This is a genomic window from Roseovarius nanhaiticus (assembly GCF_900156535.1).
Lineage (GTDB): Bacteria > Pseudomonadota > Alphaproteobacteria > Rhodobacterales > Rhodobacteraceae > Roseovarius > Roseovarius nanhaiticus.
Genome location: NZ_FTNV01000003.1, coordinates 184,490 through 207,201 on the forward strand (window position 1 = coordinate 184,490; position 22,712 = coordinate 207,201).

26 protein-coding genes are annotated in these 22,712 nt (G+C 63.6%); 19 read left to right on the forward strand and 7 right to left on the reverse strand.

Annotation, left to right across the window (positions count from 1 at the left end; all coding sequences use genetic code 11):
• Positions 1-24: 24 nt before the first annotated feature.
• Both BW975_RS14020 and moaA read right to left on the reverse strand, forming a co-directional pair.
• On the reverse strand, positions 25-1,314 hold the full coding sequence (locus tag BW975_RS14020; RefSeq protein WP_076534954.1) for a 3-deoxy-D-manno-octulosonic acid transferase: 1,290 nt from the start codon (positions 1,312-1,314) through the stop codon (positions 25-27).
• A 4-nt stretch (positions 1,315-1,318) separates the two neighbouring features.
• Positions 1,319-2,326 carry a GTP 3',8-cyclase MoaA gene (gene moaA / locus BW975_RS14025; protein WP_076534955.1) on the reverse strand — a complete coding sequence of 336 codons (1,008 nt, stop codon included), beginning with the start codon at positions 2,324-2,326 and terminating at the stop codon, positions 1,319-1,321.
• Positions 2,327-2,459: 133 nt separating this feature from the next.
• Here moaA and BW975_RS14030 point away from each other — a divergent pair, with 133 nt between their 5' ends.
• Entirely contained in the window at positions 2,460-2,954 is a 495-nt protein-coding gene (locus BW975_RS14030; protein ID WP_076534956.1) for a hypothetical protein, read from the forward strand.
• A gap of 3 nt (positions 2,955-2,957) precedes the next feature.
• On the opposite strand, the gene glmS is transcribed toward BW975_RS14030, so the two are convergent.
• Both glmS and glmU read right to left on the reverse strand, forming a co-directional pair.
• On the reverse strand, positions 2,958-4,781 hold the full coding sequence (glmS, locus tag BW975_RS14035) for a glutamine--fructose-6-phosphate transaminase (isomerizing) (protein WP_076534957.1): 1,824 nt from the start codon (positions 4,779-4,781) through the stop codon (positions 2,958-2,960).
• Positions 4,781-6,136 (reverse strand): bifunctional UDP-N-acetylglucosamine diphosphorylase/glucosamine-1-phosphate N-acetyltransferase GlmU, encoded by a 1,356-nt coding sequence (glmU, locus tag BW975_RS14040; protein WP_076534958.1) that lies wholly within the window; start codon positions 6,134-6,136, stop codon positions 4,781-4,783. The genes glmS and glmU overlap by 1 nt, the downstream gene beginning before the upstream one ends.
• 146 nt (positions 6,137-6,282) lie before the next feature.
• Here glmU and BW975_RS14045 point away from each other — a divergent pair, with 146 nt between their 5' ends.
• Both BW975_RS14045 and BW975_RS14050 read left to right on the forward strand, forming a co-directional pair.
• The gene (locus tag BW975_RS14045; protein ID WP_076534959.1) at positions 6,283-6,945 is read left to right on the forward strand and encodes an HAD-IA family hydrolase; all 663 of its coding nucleotides are present in this window, start codon (positions 6,283-6,285) and stop codon (positions 6,943-6,945) included.
• Positions 6,942-8,135: a DegT/DnrJ/EryC1/StrS family aminotransferase gene (locus BW975_RS14050; RefSeq protein WP_076534960.1), complete on the forward strand. Its 1,194-nt coding sequence runs from the start codon at positions 6,942-6,944 to the stop codon at positions 8,133-8,135. The genes BW975_RS14045 and BW975_RS14050 overlap by 4 nt, the downstream gene beginning before the upstream one ends.
• Here BW975_RS14050 and BW975_RS14055 read toward each other — a convergent pair.
• Both BW975_RS14055 and BW975_RS14060 read right to left on the reverse strand, forming a co-directional pair.
• On the reverse strand, positions 8,132-8,557 hold the full coding sequence (locus BW975_RS14055; protein WP_244512585.1) for a CreA family protein: 426 nt from the start codon (positions 8,555-8,557) through the stop codon (positions 8,132-8,134). The two genes, BW975_RS14050 and BW975_RS14055, sit on opposite strands and share 4 nt — an antisense overlap.
• A gap of 59 nt (positions 8,558-8,616) precedes the next feature.
• Positions 8,617-9,090, reverse strand: coding sequence for a pyridoxamine 5'-phosphate oxidase family protein (locus tag BW975_RS14060; protein WP_076534961.1), 474 nt, complete (start codon positions 9,088-9,090; stop codon positions 8,617-8,619).
• A 131-nt stretch (positions 9,091-9,221) separates the two neighbouring features.
• Between BW975_RS14060 and BW975_RS14065 the strand changes: the two genes are divergently transcribed.
• A complete protein-coding gene (locus BW975_RS14065) occupies positions 9,222-9,521 on the forward strand; it encodes a hypothetical protein (RefSeq protein ID WP_076535249.1) in 300 nt (99 codons plus the stop codon).
• A 6-nt stretch (positions 9,522-9,527) separates the two neighbouring features.
• Here the strand turns inward: BW975_RS14065 and BW975_RS14070 are convergent, their stop codons facing one another.
• A complete protein-coding gene (locus BW975_RS14070) occupies positions 9,528-10,142 on the reverse strand; it encodes an OmpW/AlkL family protein (protein WP_076534962.1) in 615 nt (204 codons plus the stop codon).
• Positions 10,143-10,379: 237 nt separating this feature from the next.
• On the opposite strand from BW975_RS14070, the gene BW975_RS14075 reads away from it, so the two are divergent.
• From BW975_RS14075 to nuoH, 15 genes are all read left to right on the forward strand, one after another.
• Positions 10,380-11,030: a glutathione S-transferase family protein gene (locus tag BW975_RS14075; protein WP_076534963.1), complete on the forward strand. Its 651-nt coding sequence runs from the start codon at positions 10,380-10,382 to the stop codon at positions 11,028-11,030.
• 399 nt (positions 11,031-11,429) lie between these two features.
• Complete coding sequence (locus BW975_RS14080) at positions 11,430-11,795, forward strand: NADH-quinone oxidoreductase subunit A (RefSeq protein ID WP_076534964.1); 366 nt, start codon at positions 11,430-11,432, stop codon at positions 11,793-11,795.
• Positions 11,786-12,319: a NuoB/complex I 20 kDa subunit family protein gene (locus BW975_RS14085; protein WP_076534965.1), complete on the forward strand. Its 534-nt coding sequence runs from the start codon at positions 11,786-11,788 to the stop codon at positions 12,317-12,319. Before BW975_RS14080 ends, BW975_RS14085 begins: the two co-directional genes overlap by 10 nt.
• Before the next feature lie 30 nt (positions 12,320-12,349).
• The gene (locus tag BW975_RS14090) at positions 12,350-12,970 is read left to right on the forward strand and encodes an NADH-quinone oxidoreductase subunit C (RefSeq protein ID WP_076534966.1); all 621 of its coding nucleotides are present in this window, start codon (positions 12,350-12,352) and stop codon (positions 12,968-12,970) included.
• Complete coding sequence (locus BW975_RS14095) at positions 12,970-14,211, forward strand: NADH-quinone oxidoreductase subunit D (RefSeq protein ID WP_076534967.1); 1,242 nt, start codon at positions 12,970-12,972, stop codon at positions 14,209-14,211. The genes BW975_RS14090 and BW975_RS14095 overlap by 1 nt, the downstream gene beginning before the upstream one ends.
• 71 nt (positions 14,212-14,282) lie before the next feature.
• Positions 14,283-15,572 (forward strand): NADH-quinone oxidoreductase subunit E, encoded by a 1,290-nt coding sequence (locus BW975_RS14100; RefSeq protein ID WP_076534968.1) that lies wholly within the window; start codon positions 14,283-14,285, stop codon positions 15,570-15,572.
• A gap of 39 nt (positions 15,573-15,611) precedes the next feature.
• The gene (locus tag BW975_RS18410) at positions 15,612-16,409 is read left to right on the forward strand and encodes an endonuclease (protein WP_175610729.1); all 798 of its coding nucleotides are present in this window, start codon (positions 15,612-15,614) and stop codon (positions 16,407-16,409) included.
• Positions 16,410-16,421: 12 nt separating this feature from the next.
• Entirely contained in the window at positions 16,422-16,643 is a 222-nt protein-coding gene (locus BW975_RS14110; protein WP_076534970.1) for a DUF5337 domain-containing protein, read from the forward strand.
• 7 nt (positions 16,644-16,650) lie between these two features.
• The gene (nuoF, locus tag BW975_RS14115; RefSeq protein WP_076534971.1) at positions 16,651-17,958 is read left to right on the forward strand and encodes an NADH-quinone oxidoreductase subunit NuoF; all 1,308 of its coding nucleotides are present in this window, start codon (positions 16,651-16,653) and stop codon (positions 17,956-17,958) included.
• 29 nt (positions 17,959-17,987) lie between these two features.
• The gene (locus BW975_RS14120) at positions 17,988-18,323 is read left to right on the forward strand and encodes a hypothetical protein (RefSeq protein WP_076534972.1); all 336 of its coding nucleotides are present in this window, start codon (positions 17,988-17,990) and stop codon (positions 18,321-18,323) included.
• A 124-nt stretch (positions 18,324-18,447) separates the two neighbouring features.
• Positions 18,448-18,849, forward strand: a complete 402-nt coding sequence (locus BW975_RS14125; RefSeq protein WP_076535250.1) for a DUF5333 domain-containing protein — start codon at positions 18,448-18,450, stop codon at positions 18,847-18,849.
• A gap of 5 nt (positions 18,850-18,854) precedes the next feature.
• Positions 18,855-20,867 carry an NADH-quinone oxidoreductase subunit NuoG gene (gene nuoG / locus BW975_RS14130; RefSeq protein ID WP_076535251.1) on the forward strand — a complete coding sequence of 671 codons (2,013 nt, stop codon included), beginning with the start codon at positions 18,855-18,857 and terminating at the stop codon, positions 20,865-20,867.
• A 3-nt stretch (positions 20,868-20,870) separates the two neighbouring features.
• Positions 20,871-21,260: a hypothetical protein gene (locus BW975_RS14135; protein WP_083687124.1), complete on the forward strand. Its 390-nt coding sequence runs from the start codon at positions 20,871-20,873 to the stop codon at positions 21,258-21,260.
• A 32-nt stretch (positions 21,261-21,292) separates the two neighbouring features.
• A complete protein-coding gene (locus BW975_RS14140; RefSeq protein ID WP_076535253.1) occupies positions 21,293-21,661 on the forward strand; it encodes a hypothetical protein in 369 nt (122 codons plus the stop codon).
• A gap of 7 nt (positions 21,662-21,668) precedes the next feature.
• Positions 21,669-22,706 carry an NADH-quinone oxidoreductase subunit NuoH gene (gene nuoH, locus BW975_RS14145; RefSeq protein ID WP_076534973.1) on the forward strand — a complete coding sequence of 346 codons (1,038 nt, stop codon included), beginning with the start codon at positions 21,669-21,671 and terminating at the stop codon, positions 22,704-22,706.
• The last annotated feature ends 6 nt before the right edge of the window (positions 22,707-22,712 follow it).

A 22,712-nucleotide genomic window follows, 5' to 3' on the forward strand; every position in this document is an offset into this window, starting at 1 on the left:
CCGGATCAGTGGCTCGGCCCCCTCCTACTCCACCGCGAGGGCGGCGCATAGCGTAGATGCCAGATCCGACAGTTTATCTTCTTGCGCGGCGGCGAAGGCTGTGGCGCGCGCGCGAATCGCGTTCAGATCCTCGGGCGCGGCGAAAAGATGCGCGATCGCCGCGCCCAATTCGTTTGCATCCGCGACCTCGCGCGCGGCGCCCGCGGCATCCATCTGTGCGTAGCCATCTGCGAAATTGGCGTAGAGCGGCCCGTGCAGCACTGCGGCGCCGCCATGGGCCACCTCGTAAGGGTTGTGGCCGCCAACGGGGACGAAACTGCCGCCGACGCAGACCAGCGGCGCAAGGCGATACCACAGACCCATCTCGCCCAGCGTATCGGCCAGATAGACTTGGGATTTGCCGATGACCTCATTCGTGCTGCGACGTGCGGTACTGAGCCCCGCCTTGGCTGCCAGAGCCGCGATATCGCCCGCCCGCTCGGGGTGGCGCGGCACAAGGATCATCAGCGCCTCGGGATGACGCTCGAGCACGGCTTGATGCGCTGCGATGGCGACCTCGTCCTCGCCGGGATGGGTCGAGGCCATGACCCAGATCGGGCGCGCGCCCAGCTCATTTTGCAGCGCGTCGAGCGCCCCGGCGTCGTGGGGGAGCGGCCCGGCCATTGCCTTGAGATTGACGCCCTCGGCGGCGTGGGTGCAGCCAAGGCTGCGCAGATGCACGGCGGTGCGCGCGTCCTGGCAATGCACCATGCGAAAATGGCCCAGCAGATAGCGCGCCGTGCCCCCGATCCGCGCCCAGCCGCGGGCCGAGCGATCCGAGATGCGCGCGTTCAGCAGCGCCAGAGGGATGCCCCGCGCCGCCGCGCCGCGCAGCATATTGGGCCAAAGCTCGCTTTCGACGAAAACGCCCGCATCGGGGCGCCAGTGATCCAGAAATCGCGCCACGGCGGCGGGGCTGTCGAGCGGAGCGAACTGGTGACGGCAACGCGGCGGCATCCGTCCCGCGATGATGCGCGCCGAGGTGGCTGTGCCGGTCGTGATGAGGAAATTCAGCGCTTTATGCGTTTCGCCCAGATGCTCGATCAGGCGCAGGACCGACAGGCTCTCGCCGACACTGGCCGCGTGAAACCAGACCAACCGGCCCTCGGGGCGGGGCTGCGCGCTGTGGCCCATCCGTTCGGCGATGCGGGCCGCATCCATGCCGTTCTCGGCCAGCTTGCGGAGGCTGCGCCGGTAGGCCAGCGGCGCCAGCCCGCGCGCGGCAAGCGCATAGGCCCGCACCAAGGGCGTTGGCCGTCCGGGCGCGGCTGACATGGGCTCAGCCGCCTGTGTGGCTCATGTGGCGGGGCATCTGGCCATCCACCGTCTGGCGCGAATAATCGAAATCATGGCCCTTCGGCTTGCGCGCGATGGCGGCGCGGATCGCCTCTTGAAGGGGTCGCGTATCCGACGGGTGATTGCGCAGCGCGGGGCGCAGATCGGCCATATCCTCCTGCCCGAGGCACATGTAAAGTTGCCCGGTACAAGTCAGGCGCACGCGATTGCAGCTTTCGCAGAAATTATGCGTGAGCGGCGTGATAAAGCCGATCTTCTGCCCCGTCTCCTCCAGCCGGACGTAGCGCGCGGGGCCGCCAGTGCGCTCGGGAAGATCGATGAGCGTGTAGCGCTCGGCCAGCCGCGCGCGCAGATCCTTGAGCGGCCAGTATTGATCCAAGCGGTCCTCGTTGCCGATATCGCCCATCGGCATGACCTCGATCCAGGTCAGGTCCATGTCGCGGCTGGCGCACCATTCGGTGAGGGAAAACAACTCGTCCTCGTTGAAACCCTTGAGCGCGACCGCGTTGATCTTGACGCGCAGGCCCGCGGCCTGCGCCGCGTCGATCCCGCGCAGCACCTGCGGCAGGCGGCCCCAGCGAGTGATATCCGCGAATTTCTGCTCGTCCGCGGTGTCGAGCGAGATGTTGATGCGCCGTACGCCTGCCGCGTAAAGATCCTCGGCGAAGCGCTCCAATTGCGAGCCGTTGGTGGTCAGTGTCAGCTCGCGCAGCGCGCCGCTGTCCAGATGGCGGGTCATCGAGCGGAAGAAGGTCATAATATTGCGCCGCACCAAAGGCTCACCGCCGGTGATACGAAGCTTCCGAACGCCCAGCCCGATGAACGTGCTGCACATGCGGTCCAGTTCTTCCAGCGTCAGCAGCTCTTTCTTGGGCAGAAAGGTCATATTTTCGGACATGCAGTAAACGCAGCGGAAATCGCAGCGGTCGGTGACCGAAACACGCAGATAGTCGATGGCGCGCTGGAAAGGGTCTACAAGGGGCGTATTCATGCCCCGAAGGTAAGGTGCAGCGCGTCGCGGGGCAAGGGGAGATGGCCTTGCCCCACGGCAAGACGGCACAGGAATTCGCGCAAGCTCATCAGCGGGATTGAACGGGCGCGCTTGGCGGCCTAGGCTTCCGGTCATGAAACGCATATTTGCCCTCGCCGCCCTTGCGGGTTTGACCGGATGCGCCGCCATGCCGGATTGGATGACGCCGGGCGCGCGCCCCACGGCCCCAGTAGACGCGGCGGACGCCTCCGAGACGCCCGCGGCTGAAATCACCAGCACCGCCGTTCGCCCGCCGCCCGGTGCACGCACGGCCGAGGAGTTTGACACAACGAGCGAGGCGGACAAGGTAGCGGCTGCAGCGCCCGCCACCGGCGGGCGTGACCTGGGCCTGACCATCGCCAGCCTCGGCGCGCCGGGCGAGCCGGGGTTCTGGCTGAAAACGCCCTTGGTCAACGCGCCGGGGCCGGGCCGCGTCGTTTATCCGGCCAGTGGCAAATCGGTGAAGGTCGATCTCATCCCGCTCGAAGGCGCGCCGGGCGCAGGCAGCCGTATGTCACTGGCCGCGCTGCGCGTGCTTGAGGCGCCCCTGACGGGGCTGCCTGAATTGCGGGTCTTCGCGCTGAACTGACGCTTATTCAACCGTAACCGATTTCGCCAGGTTGCGCGGCTGGTCCACATCCGTGCCTTTGGCAACGGCAGTGTGATAGGCCAGATATTGCACCGGCAGCGCATAGAGAATGGGCGCGATGACGTCGTCGATATCGGGCAGCACAATTGTATGCCACACACCGTCGGACGCCTCGGCTGCGCCTGCGGCATCGGTGATCAGCACCACCTTGCCGCCGCGGGCCATGACCTCTTGCATGTTCGACACGGTCTTGTCGAAAAGCGCGTCGCGCGGGGCCATGACGATCACCGGCATATTCTCGTCAATAAGGGCGATAGGCCCGTGCTTGAGCTCGCCGGATGCATAAGCTTCGGCATGGATGTAGCTGATTTCCTTCAGCTTAAGTGCGCCCTCTAGCGCAAGCGGAAACATCACCCCGCGACCGAGGAAGAGCGCGTCGCGTGAGTGCGACAGCTGCACGGCGACGTCGCGCACTGCCTCTTCGATGCCCATGGCCTGGTTCATGATCGCAGGCAAACCGCGCAGGGCAGCCAATTTGACCTTGAGTTCCTCACCCGTCAGGTGCCCGCGTGCGTGCGCCGCCTTGAGCGCCATCAGCAGCAGGACCGTCAGCTGGCACGTGAACGCCTTGGTCGAGGCAACGCCGATCTCGGCGCCCGCATAGATCGGCATGTTCAGGTCGCTCTCGCGCGCGATCGAGCTTTCGGGCACGTTCGTCACCGCAAGAATGCTGCTGGCCTTTCCCTCGCAATAGCGCAGGGCGGCGAGCGTATCTGCGGTCTCTCCGGATTGGCTTACAAAAAGGGCGGCGGTGCCCTCGGTCACTGGCGGAGTGCGATAGCGGAACTCGGACGCGAAATCGACTTCGACGGGCAGATGGGCCAGCTGCTCGAACCAGTATTTGGCGGTAAGGCAGGCGTAATAGGCGGTACCACAAGAGGCCATCACGATGCGGTTTATCTTTGTGAAATCAACGCCGTCACCGGGCAAGTTGATGTCGCTCGCGTCATTGGCGATGTAGGCGGCCAGCGTTTCGCTGATGACCGTCGGCTGCTCGGCGATTTCCTTGGACATGAAATGCTTGTGCCCAGCCTTATCGATGCGGGTGGCATCGATGCGGATCGTGCGGGCCTCGCGCTGGACGGGCTGACCATCCGCATCGGTGATCTTGATCGCGCTGCGCGTCAGGACGGCGCAGTCACCCTCTTCGAGATAGGTGATGCGGTCGGTCATCGGCGCCAGCGCGATCGCGTCCGAGCCGACATAGACCTCGTCCTCACCATGGCCGATGGCCAGCGGGCTGCCCTTGCGAGCGGCGATCATCAGGTCCTGCTCGCCGTCGAAAAGAAAGGCCAGCGCATAGGCGCCTTCGAGCCGGGCCAAGGTGCAGCGCGCAGCCTCTTCGGGAGTCGCGCCTTGGTCGATATGATGCTGCGCCAGAAGGGCGACGGTTTCGGTGTCGGTCTCGGTCTGATGGGCGATGCCGGCCTTCGCAAGATCGCTGCGCAAATCGCGATAATTCTCGATGATGCCGTTATGCACCACGGCCACGCGGCCCGCGCGGTGTGGGTGGGTATTGGTCAGGGTGGGTGCGCCATGGGTGGCCCAGCGGGTGTGACCGATGCCGGACTTGCCGGCCAGCGGCTCGTGGACCAGCAGATCGCTGAGGTTCACCAGTTTTCCGACAGCGCGCCGACGGTCGAGCGCGCCCTCATTCACCGTGGCGATACCGGCGCTGTCATAGCCCCGATATTCGAGGCGTTTCAGCGCTTCGACCAGCGTCGGTGCGACTTCGTGTTGGCCCAGGATACCTACAATACCGCACATTATGACGCCCTTTCCTCAATGGATTTTTTCTTATTCTTTAACATATCGAACAATCTCTTTGCTCGGCCGGGCTTCGTCTCCTGCCGGGCCCGCGCCACGGCCAGCGCGTCCCGAGGCACATCCTGCGTGATGACACTGCCCGATCCGACAAGCGCGTTGTCTCCCACCGTGACAGGCGCCACCAGCATGGTACCCGAGCCGATGAAGGCGCCCGCGCCGATGGTGGTGCGGTACTTCATGACGCCGTCGTAATTGCAGGTCACCGTGCCCGCACCCACGTTGCAGGCGGCGCCCAGATCAGCGTCACCGATATAGGTCAGGTGATTCACCTTGGCGCCAGCGTCCAGAACGCTGTTCTTGATCTCGACGAAATTGCCGACGCGCACATCCTCGGCCAGCTCGGTGCCGGGGCGCAGGCGAGCGTATGGGCCAACGATGGCGCCCGTAGCGACGTGGCATCCTTCCAAATGGCTGAAAGCGCGGATACGCGCGCCGTTCTCGATGCTGACGCCGGGGCCGAAGACGACATTGGGCTCAATCAGCGTGTCGGGGCCGATGACTGTGTCAAAGGCGAAATGGACGGTGCCGGGCGCCTGCATCATCACGCCTTCCTCGAAGGCGGCGGCGCGGGCGCGCGACTGGAACAGATCTTCGGCGGCGGCCAGCTCGGCACGCGAATTGACGCCCAGCGTCTCGGCTTCGTCGCAGGCGATGGCAGTGGCCGACAGGCCGCGCGCGCGGGCGATGCCGATGATGTCGGTGAGGTAGTACTCGCCCGAGGCGTTGTCGTTGCCGACCGCGTCGATCAGATCGAAGAGCGTGGCGCTATCGGCGGCGATAACGCCGGAATTGCAGAAACTTACGGCGCGCTCTTCATCCGTTGCGTCCTTGAACTCCACGATGCGGTCCAGGCCATCGCCCTGCATGATGAGACGCCCGTAGCGCCCCGGATCGGCGGCCTCGAAGCCCAGCACGACGATGTCATGCGTGCGGCGCGCCTCGATCATGCGCTCCAGCGTTTCGGGCCGGATGAAGGGCGTATCGCCGTAAAGCACGATGGCATCTCCGTCATGCCCTTCCAGCGCAGCGCGCGCCTGCGCGACAGCATGGGCGGTGCCCAGCTGCTCGGTCTGGCGCACGCAGCGGATATCCTCGTCATGCTCGAGTGCTGCGGCCTCCACAGCCTCGGCGCCATGGCCGGTGACCACTGCGATGCGACCCGGCTCAAGCGCGGCTCCGGCGCGCAAGGCGTGCACCAGCATGGGGGCGCCTGCGATGGGGTGAAGCACCTTGGGCAGGTCCGACTTCATGCGCGTGCCCTTGCCGGCGGCGAGGACGATCAGAGCGATGCTCATGGGCCAAGATTCCTTTTGTCTCTTTCGCGGCTCGTTCTAACTGTTGTACGCACATGCGCAAGGCGAGTGGCGCTCAATCCTCGTTGCCGAGTGTGACAGGGTTCGGCAGAAAACTGCCGTTCGGTCTATTGTGGAAGGAAATGCGCATGCGCAGCATCGTTTTCGATCTCGACGGCACCTTGGCGGATACCAGCGGCGATCTGGTGGCCGCCGCGAATTACTGCTTTCGCGACATGGGGGCAGGCGATCAATTGACCGTGGCCGATGCGGGCACCGCGTTGCGCGGCGGACGGGCGATGCTGCTCTTGGGACTCGAGCGGATGGGCCGGCCCGCGGATGAGGCGCTGGTTGCGCGCTATTACCAGGTGCTGCTGGATGCCTATGAGGCCGAGATCGACACGCATTCCGTGTTCTACCCTGGTGCGCTCGACGCGGTGGCGGCGCTGGCTGGCGCGGATTTCAAGGTGGCTGTCTGCACGAACAAGCCGGAATATCTGGCGCGCCAACTCATGCAGAAAATGGGCGCGCTCGACCTTTTCGGTGCGCTGATCGGCGCCGATACGCTGCCGGTGCGCAAGCCCGATCCCGAACCCTTGCGCGAGGCCGTGCGCCGCGCCGGGGGCGATCCGGCCCGCGCGCTGATGGTAGGCGATACGATAACGGACCATGATACAGCCCGCGCCGCGGGCGTGCCTTCGGTACTGGTGACGTTCGGGCCGAATGGCGGGGATATGCCCGCGCTCGCCCCCGACGCGCTGCTGCATGATTATTCAGAGCTGCCGGAGATCGCGGAGCGGCTTCTGGCATGAGCGGCGCGCGCGAGATTTTCTCGGGTAGCTTTACCCAGCAGGAACCCATTCCAGAGGAGGCGATCGAGGCCGCCGTGGCCGTCATGCGCTCGGGGCGGCTGCATCGCTATAATACCGAGGATGGCGAGGTCGCGGCACTGGAGCGTGAGTTTGCCGCCTATACCGGCGCGAAATACGCTCTGGCCGTCGCTTCGGGCGGCTACGCCATGGGCGCGGCCCTGCGCGCGGTCGGGATCGGACCGGGCGACAGGGTGCTGACGAATGCCTTTACTCTCGCGCCGGTGCCGGGGGCCATCGCAGGCGTTGGCGCGGTACCGATTTTCGTGGGCGTGACCGAGGCGCTGACCATCGATCTGGATGATCTGGAGGCCAAGGCGGGCGAGGCGCGCGTCTTGATGCTGAGCCATATGCGCGGCCATCTGGCCGATATGGACCGGCTGATGGAAATCTGCGAGGCGGCGGGCATTACCGTCATCGAGGATTGCGCGCACACGATGGGCGCCGCGTGGCGCGGGCGCATGTCGGGGCGCGACGGCCTGATCGGGTGCTATTCGGTGCAAACGTACAAGCACATGAATGCAGGCGAGGGCGGGCTTCTGATCACAGATGACGATGACGTGGCCGCGCGCGCGATCTTGCTCTCGGGTTCGTACATGCTCTATGCGCGCCACGGCACGCGCCCGCCCGAGACGGCGTTCGCGCGCGCCAAGTATCTGACGCCGAACGTCTCTGGCCGCATGGACAATTTGCGCGCCGCCATTCTGCGGCCTCAGCTGCGCAGGCTGGATGCGCAATGCGCCGCCTGGACGGCGCGCTACCGCGTGGTCGAGAAGGGACTGCGCGGCACGCCGGGCCTCGCGGTCATCAAGCGACCCGAAGAGGAAACCTTCGTCGGCTCGTCAATCCAGTTCTTGCTCAAGGACTGGTCCGAAGCGGCTGTAATTGAGGTTTTGCGTCGCTGCGCCGCGCGGGGTGTCATGCTGAAATGGTTCGGCGGGGCCGAACCGGAAGGCTTCACCAGCCGCTACGACAGCTGGCACTACGCGCCGAGCACACCGATGCCCGCAAGCGACCGCATCCTGCGCGCTATCGTCGATATGCGCCTGCCGCTCACCTTCAGCCTCGACGATTGCGCGCTGATTGCGCGCATCATCCGGGCCGAAGTGGGCGCTGTGTGGCAAGCCGCCTAACGGCGCTCGACCGCATCCCCGACTGGCACGGTCGAGATCGACACCTTGGCCGAGCCTTGCGTCAGCTCGCGTCCATGCGCGACGTAGATCAGTGTGCGGTTGGCCTCATCATAGATCCGCTTGACTCGCAGCGTTTTGAAAATGATCGAGCGGCTGGCGCGAAACACGTCCTCGCCATCCTCGCTGCGGTCGATATTGCCGATGGTGATGGGGCCAATCTGTTGGCATTCGATGGCGCTGTTTGACGGATCCTCAAACCAGTTGCCATTGGCCAGCCGGTCGATAATGCCGCGCTCGAAATAGGCAAGATGGCAGGTGACGCCGCTGACCTCGGGATCTGGGATCGCCTCGATGACGATATCGTTGCCCGCCCAGTCAACGCCGATCTCGCCGACTTTTTCGGCATAGGCAACAGACGCCACGGGGGCTGCCAGAACGGCACCCCCCAAGAGGCATACGGACCTTATCAAGCTACGCACGCTCAAAAGCTTATCTTTCCGTGGCCGCCAGGATTGGCGACATCATCCGACACGGCCGATTTCGCCATCTCGTAGAAAGCCTTGGCCGTGCTGTCATGGGCCCAGATTTCGGCCGATTTCGGAGTAAACCGGACGAGACGAACGTCTTCGTCGTCTTTGCCCTCTTCGAACCAGGCGGCATCCATCGGTGACCAAATTTCGTCCAGCTTGTCGCGGCTGGATTCGATGGAAAGCGTTCCGTCAACCACGGCGTAGATTTTGGCGTCGCCCGAGGCGATCTGGTACCGCGCATCCTTGCCGGCTGCGGCGTCCTCACCGATGTCGGTGTGCTTGGCCGTCAGGAACCACAGAGCGCCATCGTCGCGGCGGGCATGGTGCGCCATCGGGCGCGGGTCCGTCCCCGTGGCCGAGAGCATGCCGACATTGACGTTCTCGACGCGGTCCCAGAATGTGGTTTTCAGATCATGGTCGCTCATGGCGGTCCCCTTTTCGTCTCGTGTTTCGCTGCCTCAACGACGCGCCGGGCATGCGGGTTCCCGGCAGGGATGGGGACGCAGGGCGCGGCGGGCGGATCGCCTGGACCAAGACAGCAGACAGAAGGAAAATGATGCCACGCTGGATGTTCTTTGGACCGCTGATTGCCCTTGTCGCGGCTGTTGCCGTGATCGGCCTGTCGATGGGCCGCAAGTCTGCGCTGCGCTCGGATGAGACGGCGGTGATCACGCGTGTCGCCATGCGCTATGTCCGCGAGGCCGGTCCGGGGGCGTCCGAGACGGACTGTACCGCGCGCCTTGCCACGGCAGAGGCGCTGTGGCTGGTGGTGTCCTGCACGCCCGACGGGCGCACAGGACGCATCTATTACGTCGACCGCTTCGGCGCGGTCGCGTATGTCGGCGAGGCCGGCTAGGCCGGATCAGAAGCGATAGACATAGGCGGCGCCGAAGACGAACGGATCGATGTCAACCTTGCCGATTTTGGCGCCATTCACTTTCACATCGGTGCCGATGTCGATGTAGCGCGCATCGAGCCGCAGCGAGCCACGCTCGGACAGCTTGAAATCGACGCCCGCATGAGCCGCAAGGCCCCAGCTATCATCGAGGTCCAGCCGCGCGCCGGCCAGCGCGCCGGTGCCCACATCGTCGAAGAAGGTGGTGTAGTTCACACCAAGACCGACGAAGGGTGTGACGTTGCTCTGGTTGACGAAGTGATACTGGATCGACAGCACGGGCGGCAGATGCTTGGTCTTGCCGATCTTGCCAGCGCCGGCCAGCTTGATGTCATGTTCGAAGGGCCACGCTGCCAGCACTTCGATACCGATCTTGTCCGCGACGAAATACTCAAAGGTCAGGGTCGGGCGGGTGTTGTCACCGACGCTGATCTGGCCTGCCGTGGTCGTCGAATTGCCGCCCTGCGGATTGACGTTGTGCACGCCGATACCGACGGTCATGTCGCCCTTGCTCTGGGCGAGGGCGGGCGCGGCGACAGTGGCCAGAAGGGCGGCTGCGGCGAGGGTGAGACGGGTGGTCATGGCTCTTCTCCTTGTAAGCTCGGGGGTGGTTTAGACCCGGCATGGGCGGCGGCATTTGACTCAGGTCAAGTATCTGATTTTTCCCGCCGAAGCGGCCTGCGCGCATCGGACCGACCGATGGAGTTGGGTATTTTCACCAAGAAAAAGCGCGGTGCGTTGGAGCCGATTTGCAACTGCCGGGGTTAACGGCAGGGGCCGCGTGCTGTAGCCATGGAAACGAGCCAGGGAGGAACCAAGATGATCACGCTCTATCACGTGCCGCAGAGCCGCTCGATGAGGGTGCTTTGGCTGCTCAACGAGCTTGAGGTCGAGCATCGGCTGGTCGAGATGCCCTTCGATGGCTCACTCAAGACCGAGGAGTTTTTTACGCGCTCGCCGGCTGGACGTGTGCCCGCACTCGAGATCGAAGGCGAGCGCATGTTCGAGAGCGGCGCCATGGTGGAATACCTTTGCGAGCGGTTTCCCGAGCGCGGAATGGGCCGTCCGCCGGGCGCGATGGACCGGATGGCCTGGCTGGTCTGGGTGCATTTCGCCGAGACGGTCAGCCAGCACGTGGCGGCGCTGACGCTTCAACATATCGTGCTGGGCGACGAGGCGAGCGATGCGGTTTGCCGCTTCGAGCGCGCGCGGCTGCGCGAGTGCTATGACGCGATCGAGGCGCGGCTGAGCACGCCGGTCGAGAATCGCGACTACCTGCTGACGGGCGGGTATTCGGCGGCGGATATCTGCGTGGGGCAGGCGGTTTACATGGCGCGCCATTTCGTACGCACCGACGACTGTCCCGAGCTTTCGGCCTGGTTCGAGCGGATCACGGAGCGGCAGAGTTATCTGGACGCGCTGCCCGGCCCGGAAGCTTCCCGAATGTTCCAGCAGGATTTCTACGGCTAGTGCACTGGGAGCCGCCACAGCGCATCGCGGTCGAGACCGGAGGCGATGCGGGTGGCACCGCGCCGTGGCAGCGCCAAAGGTCCAACCGGGCCGGCGCGGGATGCATAAAGCGCGCCGCGGGTGCGATGCCGTGATAGAGTGGTCACCGGGCAATGAGATCGCCGAGCGCTCTGGCATGTGATCATCACTTGAAATATCCTTTCGAGCGATAGGTGTAAGCATATTGGCCGAGTGCTATAAGCCTGCCGCCGCGCTTGATGTATCAGTGGGGTGCGGCGATGCGCCCTAATATGGCTGCGACCCGTTGACCCCCATCGGGGGCAGGAGTAAACCGGGCCAAAGCCTGACACGCCACTTGGGCGCCTGCGCAACGCGCGGGCCCGCTGAAAGGAGCCGCTCTTGGAAGAGATGTTGAGGGAATACCTTCCCATTTTGATCTTTCTGGCCATCGCCATTGGCCTCGGGGTCATTCTGATCCTGGCCTCGCTCATCCTGGCGGGGCGCAATCCCGAACCTGAAAAGGTCAGTGCTTATGAGTGCGGGTTCAACGCGTTTGACGATGCCCGGATGAAATTCGACGTGCGGTTCTACCTCGTGGCGATCCTTTTCATTATCTTCGATCTGGAAATTGCGATGCTGTTTCCCTGGGCTGTGGCGTTTCAGGACATCTCCATGACGGCCTTCTGGTCGATGATGGTGTTCCTTGGCGTGTTGACCATCGGTTTCGCCTATGAATGGAAGAAGGGAGCCCTCGAATGGGAGTAGCCACCGGAGCCAACCATGCCGGCGCGGACCGCGAGGTTGCCACGCAGGACCTGAACCGTGAATTGCAGGACAAAGGCTATTTGCTGACCGCGTCCGAGGACATCATCAACTGGGCGCGCACCGGCTCGCTTCACTGGATGACGTTCGGACTTGCCTGCTGTGCGGTCGAGATGATGCACACCTCGATGCCCCGCTACGACGCCGAGCGGTTCGGCATTGCACCGCGCGCCAGCCCGCGCCAGTCGGACGTGATGATCGTGGCCGGCACGCTGACCAACAAGATGGCCCCGGCCCTGCGCAAGGTCTATGACCAGATGCCCGAGCCACGTTACGTGATCTCCATGGGCAGCTGTGCGAATGGCGGCGGCTATTATCACTACAGCTATTCGGTGGTGCGCGGCTGCGACCGCATCGTGCCCGTCGACATCTACGTGCCGGGCTGCCCGCCGACTGCAGAGGCGCTGCTCTACGGAATTTTGCAACTGCAACGCAAGATCCGCCGCACCGGAACGATCGTCCGCTGAGGCGGGCGTGTGACGCTCAAGGGGAATGACATGACCGAAGCGCTCAAGGAACTGGGCAACCACATCGAGACGAAGCGCAAGGATTGCGTGCTGGGATGGTCCGTTGCGCACGGAGAGCTGACCGTTGATGTCGCGCTGAGCAATATCAAGGGCTTGGTCGATTTTCTGAAGACCGACAGCACCTGCCGTTTTTCGTCATTGGTGGACATCACCGCCGTGGATTACCCCGAGCGGGCCAAGCGGTTCGACGTGGTCTATCATTTCCTCAGCATGTACCAGAACCAGCGCATCCGCCTGCGCGTAGCGGCACGGATGGAGGATATGGTCCCGTCGATCACCGACATTCATCCTTCGGCCAACTGGTTCGAGCGTGAAGTGTTCGACATGTTCGGCATCCTCTTTTCCGGCCATCCGGACCTGCGCCGCATCCTCACCGATTATGGCTTTCGCGGCCATCCGCTGCGCAAGGATTTCCCGACCACGGGCTATACCGAGGTGCGCTATGACGAGAACAAGAAGCGCGTTGTCTATGAGCCGGTAAGCCTCGTTCAGGAATACCGCCAGTTCGACTTCATGTCGCCATGGGAGGGGGCCGAATACGTCCTGCCCGGCGATGAGAAGACCGAAGAGAAGAAAGAGGGGGCGAAGTGATGGACGGCGATATCCGCACCAACACGTATGATGACGGATCGCGCGATTTTGAATCGGGTGAGCAGCAGATCCGCAACTTCAACATCAACTTCGGCCCGCAACACCCTGCTGCGCATGGCGTTCTTCGCCTCGTGCTCGAGCTGGACGGCGAGATTGTCGAACGGTGTGATCCGCATATCGGGCTGCTGCATCGTGGCACCGAAAAGCTGATGGAAAGCCGGACCTACCTGCAGAACCTGCCCTATCTCGATCGCCTCGATTACGTGGCGCCGATGAACCAGGAGCATGCTTGGTGCCTCGCCATCGAGCGCCTGTGCAATATCGAAGTGCCGCGCCGTGCCAGCCTCATCCGCGTGCTCTATTCCGAGATCGGCCGCATCCTCAGCCATCTGCTGAACGTCACAACTCAGGCGATGGACGTCGGTGCGCTGACCCCGCCTCTCTGGGGCTTTGAAGAGCGCGAAAAACTGATGATCTTCTACGAGCGGGCCTGCGGCGCGCGCCTGCACGCGGCCTATTTCCGGCCCGGCGGCGTGCATCAGGATCTGCCTGGCGATCTGCTCGACGATATCGAGGCCTGGGCCAAGGAATTCCCGAAGGTCATGGACGATATCGACGGCCTTCTGACTGAAAACCGCATTTTCAAACAGCGCAACGCTGATATCGGCGTCGTGTCCGAACAGGACGCGCTGGATTGGGGGTTTTCGGGTGTCATGGTGCGCGGCAGCGGCATGGCGTGGGATCTGCGCCGGGCGCAACCCTATGAATGCTATGACGAATTCGACTTTCAGATCCCGGTCGGCAAGAACGGCGACTGCTATGATCGCTATCTCGTCCGCATGGAGGAGATGCGCCAATCGACCAGCATCATCCTGCAGGCCATCGAGAAACTGCGTGCCCCCGAGGGCCGCGGCGATATTCTGGCGCGGGGCAAGATCACCCCGCCCAAGCGCAGCGACATGAAGACGTCGATGGAGGCTCTGATCCATCACTTCAAACTTTATACCGAGGGTTTCCATGTTCCCGAGGGCGAGGTTTATGCCGCCGTCGAGGCGCCCAAGGGCGAGTTCGGCGTCTATATGGTGAGCGACGGCACCAACAAGCCCTACCGCGCCAAGCTGCGCGCGCCTGGATACCTGCATTTGCAGGCGATGGACTATCTGGCCAGCGGTCACCAATTGGCCGATGTGGCCGCGATCATCGGCACGATGGACGTCGTGTTCGGCGAGATCGACCGTTGATCGCCACCGCTTATACCGCCTGCGCTTTTGCGCCGGTCACTGACAAGATACGCACGAAAGAGAGCGCCTAGATGCTACGCCGCCTCCACCACGAACAGCCCGAGAGTTTTGCCTTTACGCCTGCCAATCAGGCATGGGCCGAAGCGCAGATCACCAAGTATCCCGAGGGCCGCCAGGCCAGCGCGATCATCCCTCTTCTGTGGCGCGCACAGGAGCAGGAGGGCTGGTTGACCCGGCCCGCCATCGAGGGCGTGGCCGATATGCTGGGCATGGCCTATATGCGGGCGGTCGAGGTGGCGTCGTTCTACTTCATGTTCCAGCTGCATCCCGTTGGAAGTGTTGCAAATATTCAGGTTTGCGGTACCACATCCTGCATGATCTGCGGCGCCGAGGATCTGGTGGCCGTGTGCCGCGAAAAGATCGCGGACAAGCCCCATACGCTGAGCGCCGATGGCAAGTTCAGCTGGGAAGAGGTGGAATGCCTTGGGGCCTGCGCGAACGCGCCGATGGCTCAGATTGGCAAGGATTACTACGAAGACCTCAGCGCCAGGCGTCTGGGCGAAATCATCGATGAGCTGGCTGCTGGCAAGGTTCCGACGCCCGGCCCGCAAACGGGACGGTTCGCATCCGAGCCGGCGTCGGGTCTGACGAGCCTCAAGGAGTTCGACAGCGGCCACAAGCAGTATAACGCCTCGGTACAACTTGCGACGGATCTGGGCGAGACGATCAAGCGTATCGATGGCACCGAGGTGCCACTGCTGGCGCCATGGCGCGACAAGGGCGCATCGCATCAGCCCGCCAAGCCCAACGTGAAGGTGTTGGATGCACCGCTGGACATCGTCAAGGAAACCGGCCGCATTGACGCGGACAAGGCGGCCAAAGGCGATGCCGCCAAATCCAAGGCGAAGCCGGACGAGGGCACTGTCGCAAAGGCACCAAAGGGTGAGCCGGGCCCCGAGAATGCGCCTACAGCCAAGACCTCTGACGCGTCGTCCAAGGCGCCGCAGGTCAAGGGTGATACCGCTGGTGCGCCGGGCGACGCCAAGCCCGCTGATACGCAGGCCGAGACCGGCAAGAAACCCGAGGTTCTGGACAAGGCCCGCGGCGGCAAGCCCGACAACCTCAAGCTGATCAAAGGCGTCGGGCCAAAGCTGGAAAAACTGCTGCATAGCCTCGGCTTTTTCCACTTTGATCAGATCGCGGCATGGACGCCGGAAGAACGGGCTTGGGTCGACGAGAAACTGGAAGGCTTCAAAGGGCGCGCATCGCGCGACGATTGGACAGGACAAGCAAAGACGCTGGCATCGGGCGGGACGACCGACTTTGCCAAGCGTGTCAAAAAAGGCGACGTTTACGACTGATTCTAGCCGTGCGCGCCGGACCTCAAGGGGGACATGACCATGACAACTGACGATTCCGCCAAGAAATGCGCCAGCACCTGCTGGTATATCTCAGTCGCCGTTGGCTTGCTGCTCGCCATTGCGCTGCTTGTGGGGGCTGACTGGTCGCTTCTTTGGGCGCTCCTTTTCGGGGTCGTGGCCTTCCTGATCTTCGGATTCGTTCTGCCGCAACTGGTCTGCACCAAGCCGATCCCGCGCCCTCTTGCCTCGGCCACACCCGAAGGCAGCCTTGTCGCGGGCGATCCGCCTGCGCCCGCTCCGGGCGGCGATCACGCGCTGGCGGCCTCGGCGGCTGCAGCGACCCCGCCTTACTTTGAGGACGAGCGCGAGAAGGACGCCGCGCCGCAAGCCCATCCGATAACGTCCGAGGCGCGCAAGCCCAAAACCGCGCCGGATGCGGATGGGGTCCAGGGTGCGGACACGGGCTCTGCAGCCAAGAGCGCACCCAAAGCCAAACCCATGGGCGAGACCACGACCATGGGTGCCAAGACTGCGGCGGAGTCGAGTGAAGGCAAGAAACCCGAGACGCTGAGTGCGCCGCGCGGCGGCAAGGCCGACGATCTCAAGATGATCAAGGGTGTCGGGCCCAAGCTGGAAATCATGCTGCACGGCATGGGCTTTTACCACTACGATCAGATCGCAAACTGGAGCGACGAGGAAATCGCCTGGGTCGATCAGAACCTGCAGGGGTTCAAAGGCCGCGCGACCCGTGACGACTGGAAAGGCCAAGCCAAGACGTTGGCCAGCGGCGGGACTACCGAGTTTTCAAGTCGCGCCTCCAAGGGCGACCTTCACTGATATGGTTCCGGTATGAGTGATAGCGGCCGCGATCAGGCCCGCGCAGGGCGCCGCGCCGCGATCGTGATTGCGGTCACGGCTGTCCTGTGGGTGGCCGCGACCATGATCGGGACTAAATTCGGACTGACCCAGCGAGAGCTGGCGCTTTTCGATCTGATGGCCCTCGGGGGATTCCTCTGGGCCGTCTGGATGATCTACAATATCTGGCGCGCGCGTCAGGACAATCAGGGGTAACGGCGCAATGCTGAAAGACCAGGACCGTATCTTTACCAACCTTTACGGGATGCACGACCGCACGCTTAAAGGCGCGCAGGCACGTGGCCATTGGGATGGCACGGCCAAGATCCTGCAGAATGGCCGCGACTGGATCGTCGAGCAGATGAAGGCCAGCGGGCTGCGCGGACGCGGCGGGGCGGGCTTTCCCACGGGCCTCAAATGGTCGTTCATGCCCAAGGAAAGCGATGGCCGCCCCAGCTATCTGGTGGTCAACGCCGACGAGTCCGAGCCGGGTACCTGCAAGGACCGCGAGATCATGCGCCATGATCCGCATACCCTGATCGAGGGCTGCCTGATTGCCAGCTACGCAATGCAGGCGCATGCGTGCTACATCTACATTCGCGGCGAATATATCCGCGAGAAAGAGGCCCTTCAGGCAGCGATCGACGAGGCGTATGATGCCGGGCTCGTTGGCCGGAATGCCTGCAAATCGGGTTTCGACTTCGACATCTACCTTGTCCACGGCGCCGGCGCCTATATCTGCGGCGAAGAGACCGCATTGCTGGAATCGCTTGAGGGCAAGAAGGGCATGCCGCGCATGAAGCCGCCCTTCCCGGCAGGAGCGGGCCTTTACGGCTGCCCGACGACGGTCAATAACGTGGAATCCATCGCGGTCGTTCCGACGATCCTGCGGCGCGGGCCGGAGTGGTTCGCAGGCTTTGGCCGCCCCAACAATGCGGGCACCAAGCTGTTTGCGATCTCGGGTCATGTGAACAACCCTTGCGTCGTCGAAGAGGCGATGAGCATCACCTTCGAAGAGCTGATCGAAAAGCATTGCGGGGGCATTCGCGGCGGCTGGGACAATCTCAAGGCGGTCATCCCCGGCGGCTCGTCCGTGCCCTGCATTCGCGGCGAGCATATGCGCGAGGCGATCATGGATTTTGACTATCTGCGCGAGCAGCGCAGTGGCCTCGGGACCGCTGCGGTGATCGTGATGGATCAGTCGACCGATATCATCAAGGCGATCTGGCGCCTCAGCAAGTTCTACAAGCACGAAAGCTGCGGCCAGTGCACGCCTTGCCGCGAGGGGACCGGCTGGATGATGCGCGTGATGGATCGCCTGGTGACCGGCGATGCGGAGCCTGAAGAGATCGACATGTTGCTGGATGTGACCAAGCAGGTCGAGGGGCACACGATCTGCGCGCTGGGGGATGCGGCGGCGTGGCCCATTCAGGGTCTTATCCGTAACTTCCGGGACGAGATCGAAGACCGCATCAAGCACAAGCGCGGGACGACATCGCGCCCGGCGAACGCGCCCGTGGCGGCCGAATGAGCGGCGCTTGCCGGATTGGGAGATCAACGATGACCGCCAAACCCGTGATCCTCGCGCTCTGCGCCGCCCTCGCTCTGTCCGCTTGCGGCAAGCCGGGCGAGCGCATGCGCTTCAACGGCAACTACTACCCCGCGGATCTGAAAAAGGTCGGCGATCGGCGAGAGGATTTCGTGATCACGGTGCGTGATCCGGGGCAGGGCATCGAGGGCGCGCGTGAGGCGGGCCGCTTTGAGGCGACGCGCTATTGCGTCGAAACCTTCGGTGACAGCACGGTAAATTGGCAGACGGGCTATGATCCCGATGCGAATGCGGCCGTGATGGATAATGGCAGGCTGATTTTGCGCGGGAGCTGCGTGATATGGTAGCATTGCTCTGGGTTTCGGCGGCGTTTTGCGCATGTTATTGCATAACGGCGGCCGGGATCTCCATGTCATGCGGATTGGAGCGCGCAATTGTGCGTGCGCCTCACCGCATGAAGGGAGCATGACCATGCGCATTGTGACCACGACTATTCTCGCCCTCGCCGTTTCCGCCGGTGCAAGCTCGGCCCAAGCCGGGCTGGCTGACGAGCGGGACATCAACGCCGGGCTTCTGGCCGTTGCCGCCGCCGACAAGATCCGCCGCGAGTGTGGCGATTTGTCTGGCAAGTTCTGGGCGGCGCGCAGCTACGTGAACCAACTCAAGGGGATGGCCTCCGAGCGGGGCTATACCGAGGCGGAAATCGACGCCTATGTGAATGACGACGCCGAGCAGGCCAAGATGCGCGAGCGGCGCAACGCCTACTTCAAATCCAAGGGGGCGAGCAATCTGGACGCCGCCAGCCTCTGCCGCCTCGGCCAGGACGAAATCAAGAACCGCAGCCGCATCGGCTCATTCCTGAAAGCAAAGTGAACACCATGACGAACCTTCGCAAAGTGAACATCGACGGAACCGAGATCGAGGTGGATGGGGCGATGACCCTTATTCAGGCTTGTGAGCAGGCAGGCGTGGAAATCCCGCGTTTTTGCTATCACGAGCGTCTGTCGATCGCCGGCAACTGCCGCATGTGCCTTGTGGAGGTTGTCGGCGGTCCGCCGAAGCCCGCGGCAAGCTGCGCCATGCAGGTGCGCGATCTGCGCCCCGGCAAGGACGGTGAGCCGCCGATGGTGCGCACCAACTCGCCCATGGTCAAGAAGGCCCGTGAAGGGGTGATGGAGTTCCTGCTGATCAACCACCCGCTCGATTGCCCGATCTGCGACCAGGGCGGCGAGTGCGACCTGCAGGATCAGGCGATGGCGTATGGCGTCGACTTCAGCCGCTTCCGCGAGCCCAAGCGCGCAACCGAGGATCTGGACCTTGGTCCCTTGGTCGAGACGCATATGACGCGCTGCATTTCCTGCACCCGCTGCGTGCGCTTTACCACCGAAGTCGCGGGTATTTCCCAGATGGGCCAGACCGGCCGCGGCGAAGATGCCGAGATCACGTCCTATCTGGGCGAGACGCTGGACAGCAACATGCAGGGCAACATCATCGATCTGTGCCCCGTCGGCGCGCTGGTCTCCAAGCCCTATGCCTTTACCGCCCGCCCCTGGGAGCTGACCAAGACCGAGACGATCGACGTCATGGACGCTCTGGGCAGCAATATCCGCGTCGATACCAAGGGCCGTGAAGTCATGCGCATGCTGCCGCGCAACCATGACGGCGTGAACGAGGAATGGATTTCCGACAAGACGCGTTTCGTCTGGGATGGCTTGCGCCGCCAGCGTCTGGACACGCCCTATATCCGCGAAAACGGCAAGTTGCGCCCCGCAAGCTGGCCCGAGGCGCTGAGCGCCGCGGCGACCGCCATGAAGGGCAAGAAGGTGGCCGGCCTCGTCGGTGATCTGGTCCCGGTCGAGGCGGCCTTTGCGCTGAAACAGCTGATCGAGGGGCAGGGAGGCCATGTCGAGTGCCGCACGGATGGGGCAAAGCTGCCCGCGGGCAATCGCTCGGCCTATGTCGGCACGGCGCGGATCGAGGATCTGGATGATGCGGGCAGCGTCACAATCATCGGCTCGAACCCCGCCATCGAGGCGCCGGTTCTGAACGCGCGCATCCGCAAGGGGTGGCTGCGCGGAGGCACGGTGAGCCTGATCGGCGAAGCTTGCGAGCTGACCTATGAGTACGATCACGCGGGCGAGGATCGCGCCGCGCTTGAAAAGATGGTGACGAACGCCGAGAAGAGCGACGGCAAATCTATCGTGATCGTAGGGCAGGGTGCCTTGCAGGAGGCCGATGGCGAGGCGGTTCTGGCCCATGCGATGCAGCTGGTCGAAAAGACCGGCGGCAAGCTGATGGTGCTGCACACCGCCGCAGGCCGCGTCGGCGCGATGGATGCGGGCTGCACCACCGACGGCGGGCTCGAGGCCGCGCTTGAGGGGGCCGAGGTGATCTACAACCTCGGTTCGGACGAAACCGAGATCAAGGACGGGCCATTCGTGATCTATCAGGGCAGCCACGGGGATCGGGGCGCGCACCGCGCCGACCTAATCCTGCCCGGCGCCGCCTATACCGAAGAGCAGGGCCTTTTCGTCAACACCGAAGGGCGCCCGCAGCTGGCGCTGCGCGCCAATTTCGCGCCCGGCGATGCCAAGGAAAACTGGGCGATCCTGCGCGCGCTCTCGGGCGAGCTGGATGCGACGCTGCCGTATGACAGCCTGCCGCAACTCCGCCAGGCGCTGGTCGCCGAGGTCCCGCATCTGGCGCAGATCGATCAGGTGGCCGAGAACGATTGGCAGCCTTTGGAGGCAAAGGCGATGGGCAAGGCGACCTTCCGCAGCGCGATCAAGGATCACTACCTGACCAACCCGGTCGCCCGCGCGAGCCAGCTCATGGCCGAGCTGAGCGCCAACGCCAAAGCGCGGCGCGCGCCCAAGCTGGCGGCGGAATAAGCCATGCGCGCCGGGCGCCATATCGCAGCGACGGCCCTGGCCGCGCTGGTCCTGCTGGGGTGCGCCGCGCCCAATGAGATGCAGGAATATGTCGGGCGAAACGTGAACGAGGTGATTCTGGATCGCGGCAGCCCGTCCGAGATTTTCAATCTGTCGGACGGGCGGCGCGCCTATCAATGGGAGATCACCAAGCAGGGCTACCGCCCTGCGCCGCGCCCCCGGATCGGTGTCGGGATTGGCATCGGCACGGGTCATTGGGGCGGCGGAATAACGACGCTCGGGACGGATTACGTGCCCTATTCCAAAGAATGCCACTATACGCTTTACGCCGATCAGCGCGGTAACGACTGGATCGTCATGGGCATGCGCCCGCCGGTTTCGGGATGCGCCTGATGCGCATGCGGCATGCGAGGGCGGCGGCTGCAATGGCCGCCGCTGCCTTTCTGGGGGCTTGTGCGCTTGCCGGTGGGGCAGGCGTGCCTTTCGCGCCCGAGTATCGCGGGGTCAAGACTGACCTTCTGGACGGCGATCTGGTGAACTTCCATGTTGCGATGACCGGCGCGCGCGGTAGCGCCGATGTGGCACGCTACGCGGAATGCGCCGCCGCGCAATACGCGCTGATCCGCGGATACGGTTTTGCGCGCCATGTGCGCACGAATATCGCGGATGAGGGTGGCATCTGGCGCGCCGATGCGGTTTATACGATCTCGCCCGCCTTGCCGCGCGGGCTGAAAACAATCGACGCCGAAGTCGTGGCCGCCGACTGTGCGGAAAACGGAATACCGATGGTATGAGGACCTGATGGCTGAATTCTTTACCACCCCGCTGGGGACCGTCCTGCTGATCTTTGCGCAGTGTCTTGCAATGCTGGGCTTTGTGATGGTCAGCCTTTTGTTCCTCGTCTATGGCGACCGCAAGATCTGGGCCGCCGTGCAGATGCGCCGGGGTCCGAACGTCGTGGGCGTCTTTGGCCTGCTGCAATCGGTGGCCGACGCGCTGAAATACGTGCTCAAGGAAGTGGTGGTGCCCGCCGGCGCGGACAAGACCGTGTTCATCATGGCGCCGATCGTCAGTTTTGTTCTTGCCGTCATCGCCTGGGCCGTGATTCCCATGAACGAGGGCTGGGTGCTTTCCGACATCAACGTCGCCATCCTCTACGTCTTCGCCGTCTCTTCGCTTGAGGTCTACGGCGTCATCATGGGCGGCTGGGCGTCCAACTCGAAATACCCGTTCCTCGGCTCGCTGCGCTCTGCGGCGCAGATGATCTCCTACGAGGTTAGCCTGGGTCTGATCATCGTCGGCATCATCATTTCGACCGGCAGCCTCAATTTCGGCGATATCGTCGCGGCGCAGGACACGGCCTATGGCTTCTTCGGCTGGTACTGGTTGCCGCATCTGCCGATGGTCTTCCTCTTCTTCATCTCGGCCCTGGCCGAAACGAACCGCCCGCCCTTCGACCTGCCCGAGGCCGAATCCGAATTGGTGGCCGGTTACCAGGTGGAGTATTCCGCGACGCCCTTCCTGCTCTTCATGGCGGGCGAGTATATTGCCATCTTCCTGATGTGCGCACTGACGACGCTGCTATTCTTCGGCGGCTGGCTGTCGCCGATCCCCGGCCTGCCCGATGGCGTGCTGTGGATGGTGGGCAAGATGGCGTTCTTCTTCTTCCTCTTCGCGATGGTCAAGGCGATCACGCCGCGCTACCGCTACGATCAGTTGATGCGTATCGGCTGGAAGGTGTTCCTGCCCATGTCGCTGGCTTGGGTCGTCATCATCGCCTTCCTCGCCAAGTTCGAAGTGCTGGGCGCTTTCTGGGCCCGCTTTGCGATGGGGGCCTGATCCGAG

Excerpts from the sequence above, each read along its gene's own strand:
- BW975_RS14030 (WP_076534956.1), top strand. The coding sequence starts at position 2,460 with ATGAAACGCATATTTGCCCTCGCCGCCCTTGCGGGTTTGACCGGATGC.
- BW975_RS14075 (WP_076534963.1), top strand. The coding sequence starts at position 10,380 with ATGATCACGCTCTATCACGTGCCGCAGAGCCGCTCGATGAGGGTGCTT.
- nuoG (WP_076535251.1), top strand. The coding sequence starts at position 18,855 with ATGACGAACCTTCGCAAAGTGAACATCGACGGAACCGAGATCGAGGTG.
- nuoH (WP_076534973.1), top strand. The coding sequence starts at position 21,669 with ATGGCTGAATTCTTTACCACCCCGCTGGGGACCGTCCTGCTGATCTTT.
- BW975_RS14090 (WP_076534966.1), top strand. The coding sequence starts at position 12,350 with ATGACCGAAGCGCTCAAGGAACTGGGCAACCACATCGAGACGAAGCGC.
- BW975_RS14100 (WP_076534968.1), top strand. The coding sequence starts at position 14,283 with ATGCTACGCCGCCTCCACCACGAACAGCCCGAGAGTTTTGCCTTTACG.
- BW975_RS14070 (WP_076534962.1), bottom strand. The coding sequence starts at position 10,142 with ATGACCACCCGTCTCACCCTCGCCGCAGCCGCCCTTCTGGCCACTGTC.
- BW975_RS14020 (WP_076534954.1), bottom strand. The coding sequence starts at position 1,314 with ATGTCAGCCGCGCCCGGACGGCCAACGCCCTTGGTGCGGGCCTATGCG.
- BW975_RS14095 (WP_076534967.1), top strand. The coding sequence starts at position 12,970 with ATGGACGGCGATATCCGCACCAACACGTATGATGACGGATCGCGCGAT.
- glmU (WP_076534958.1), bottom strand. The coding sequence starts at position 6,136 with ATGAGCATCGCTCTGATCGTCCTCGCCGCCGGCAAGGGCACGCGCATG.
- BW975_RS14050 (WP_076534960.1), top strand. The coding sequence starts at position 6,942 with ATGAGCGGCGCGCGCGAGATTTTCTCGGGTAGCTTTACCCAGCAGGAA.
- BW975_RS18410 (WP_175610729.1), top strand. The coding sequence starts at position 15,612 with ATGACAACTGACGATTCCGCCAAGAAATGCGCCAGCACCTGCTGGTAT.
- BW975_RS14110 (WP_076534970.1), top strand. The coding sequence starts at position 16,422 with ATGAGTGATAGCGGCCGCGATCAGGCCCGCGCAGGGCGCCGCGCCGCG.
- BW975_RS14065 (WP_076535249.1), top strand. The coding sequence starts at position 9,222 with ATGCCACGCTGGATGTTCTTTGGACCGCTGATTGCCCTTGTCGCGGCT.
- moaA (WP_076534955.1), bottom strand. The coding sequence starts at position 2,326 with ATGAATACGCCCCTTGTAGACCCTTTCCAGCGCGCCATCGACTATCTG.
- BW975_RS14060 (WP_076534961.1), bottom strand. The coding sequence starts at position 9,090 with ATGAGCGACCATGATCTGAAAACCACATTCTGGGACCGCGTCGAGAAC.
- BW975_RS14125 (WP_076535250.1), top strand. The coding sequence starts at position 18,448 with ATGCGCATTGTGACCACGACTATTCTCGCCCTCGCCGTTTCCGCCGGT.
- BW975_RS14045 (WP_076534959.1), top strand. The coding sequence starts at position 6,283 with ATGCGCAGCATCGTTTTCGATCTCGACGGCACCTTGGCGGATACCAGC.
- BW975_RS14120 (WP_076534972.1), top strand. The coding sequence starts at position 17,988 with ATGACCGCCAAACCCGTGATCCTCGCGCTCTGCGCCGCCCTCGCTCTG.
- BW975_RS14085 (WP_076534965.1), top strand. The coding sequence starts at position 11,786 with ATGGGAGTAGCCACCGGAGCCAACCATGCCGGCGCGGACCGCGAGGTT.
- glmS (WP_076534957.1), bottom strand. The coding sequence starts at position 4,781 with ATGTGCGGTATTGTAGGTATCCTGGGCCAACACGAAGTCGCACCGACG.
- nuoF (WP_076534971.1), top strand. The coding sequence starts at position 16,651 with ATGCTGAAAGACCAGGACCGTATCTTTACCAACCTTTACGGGATGCAC.
- BW975_RS14135 (WP_083687124.1), top strand. The coding sequence starts at position 20,871 with ATGCGCGCCGGGCGCCATATCGCAGCGACGGCCCTGGCCGCGCTGGTC.
- BW975_RS14140 (WP_076535253.1), top strand. The coding sequence starts at position 21,293 with ATGGCCGCCGCTGCCTTTCTGGGGGCTTGTGCGCTTGCCGGTGGGGCA.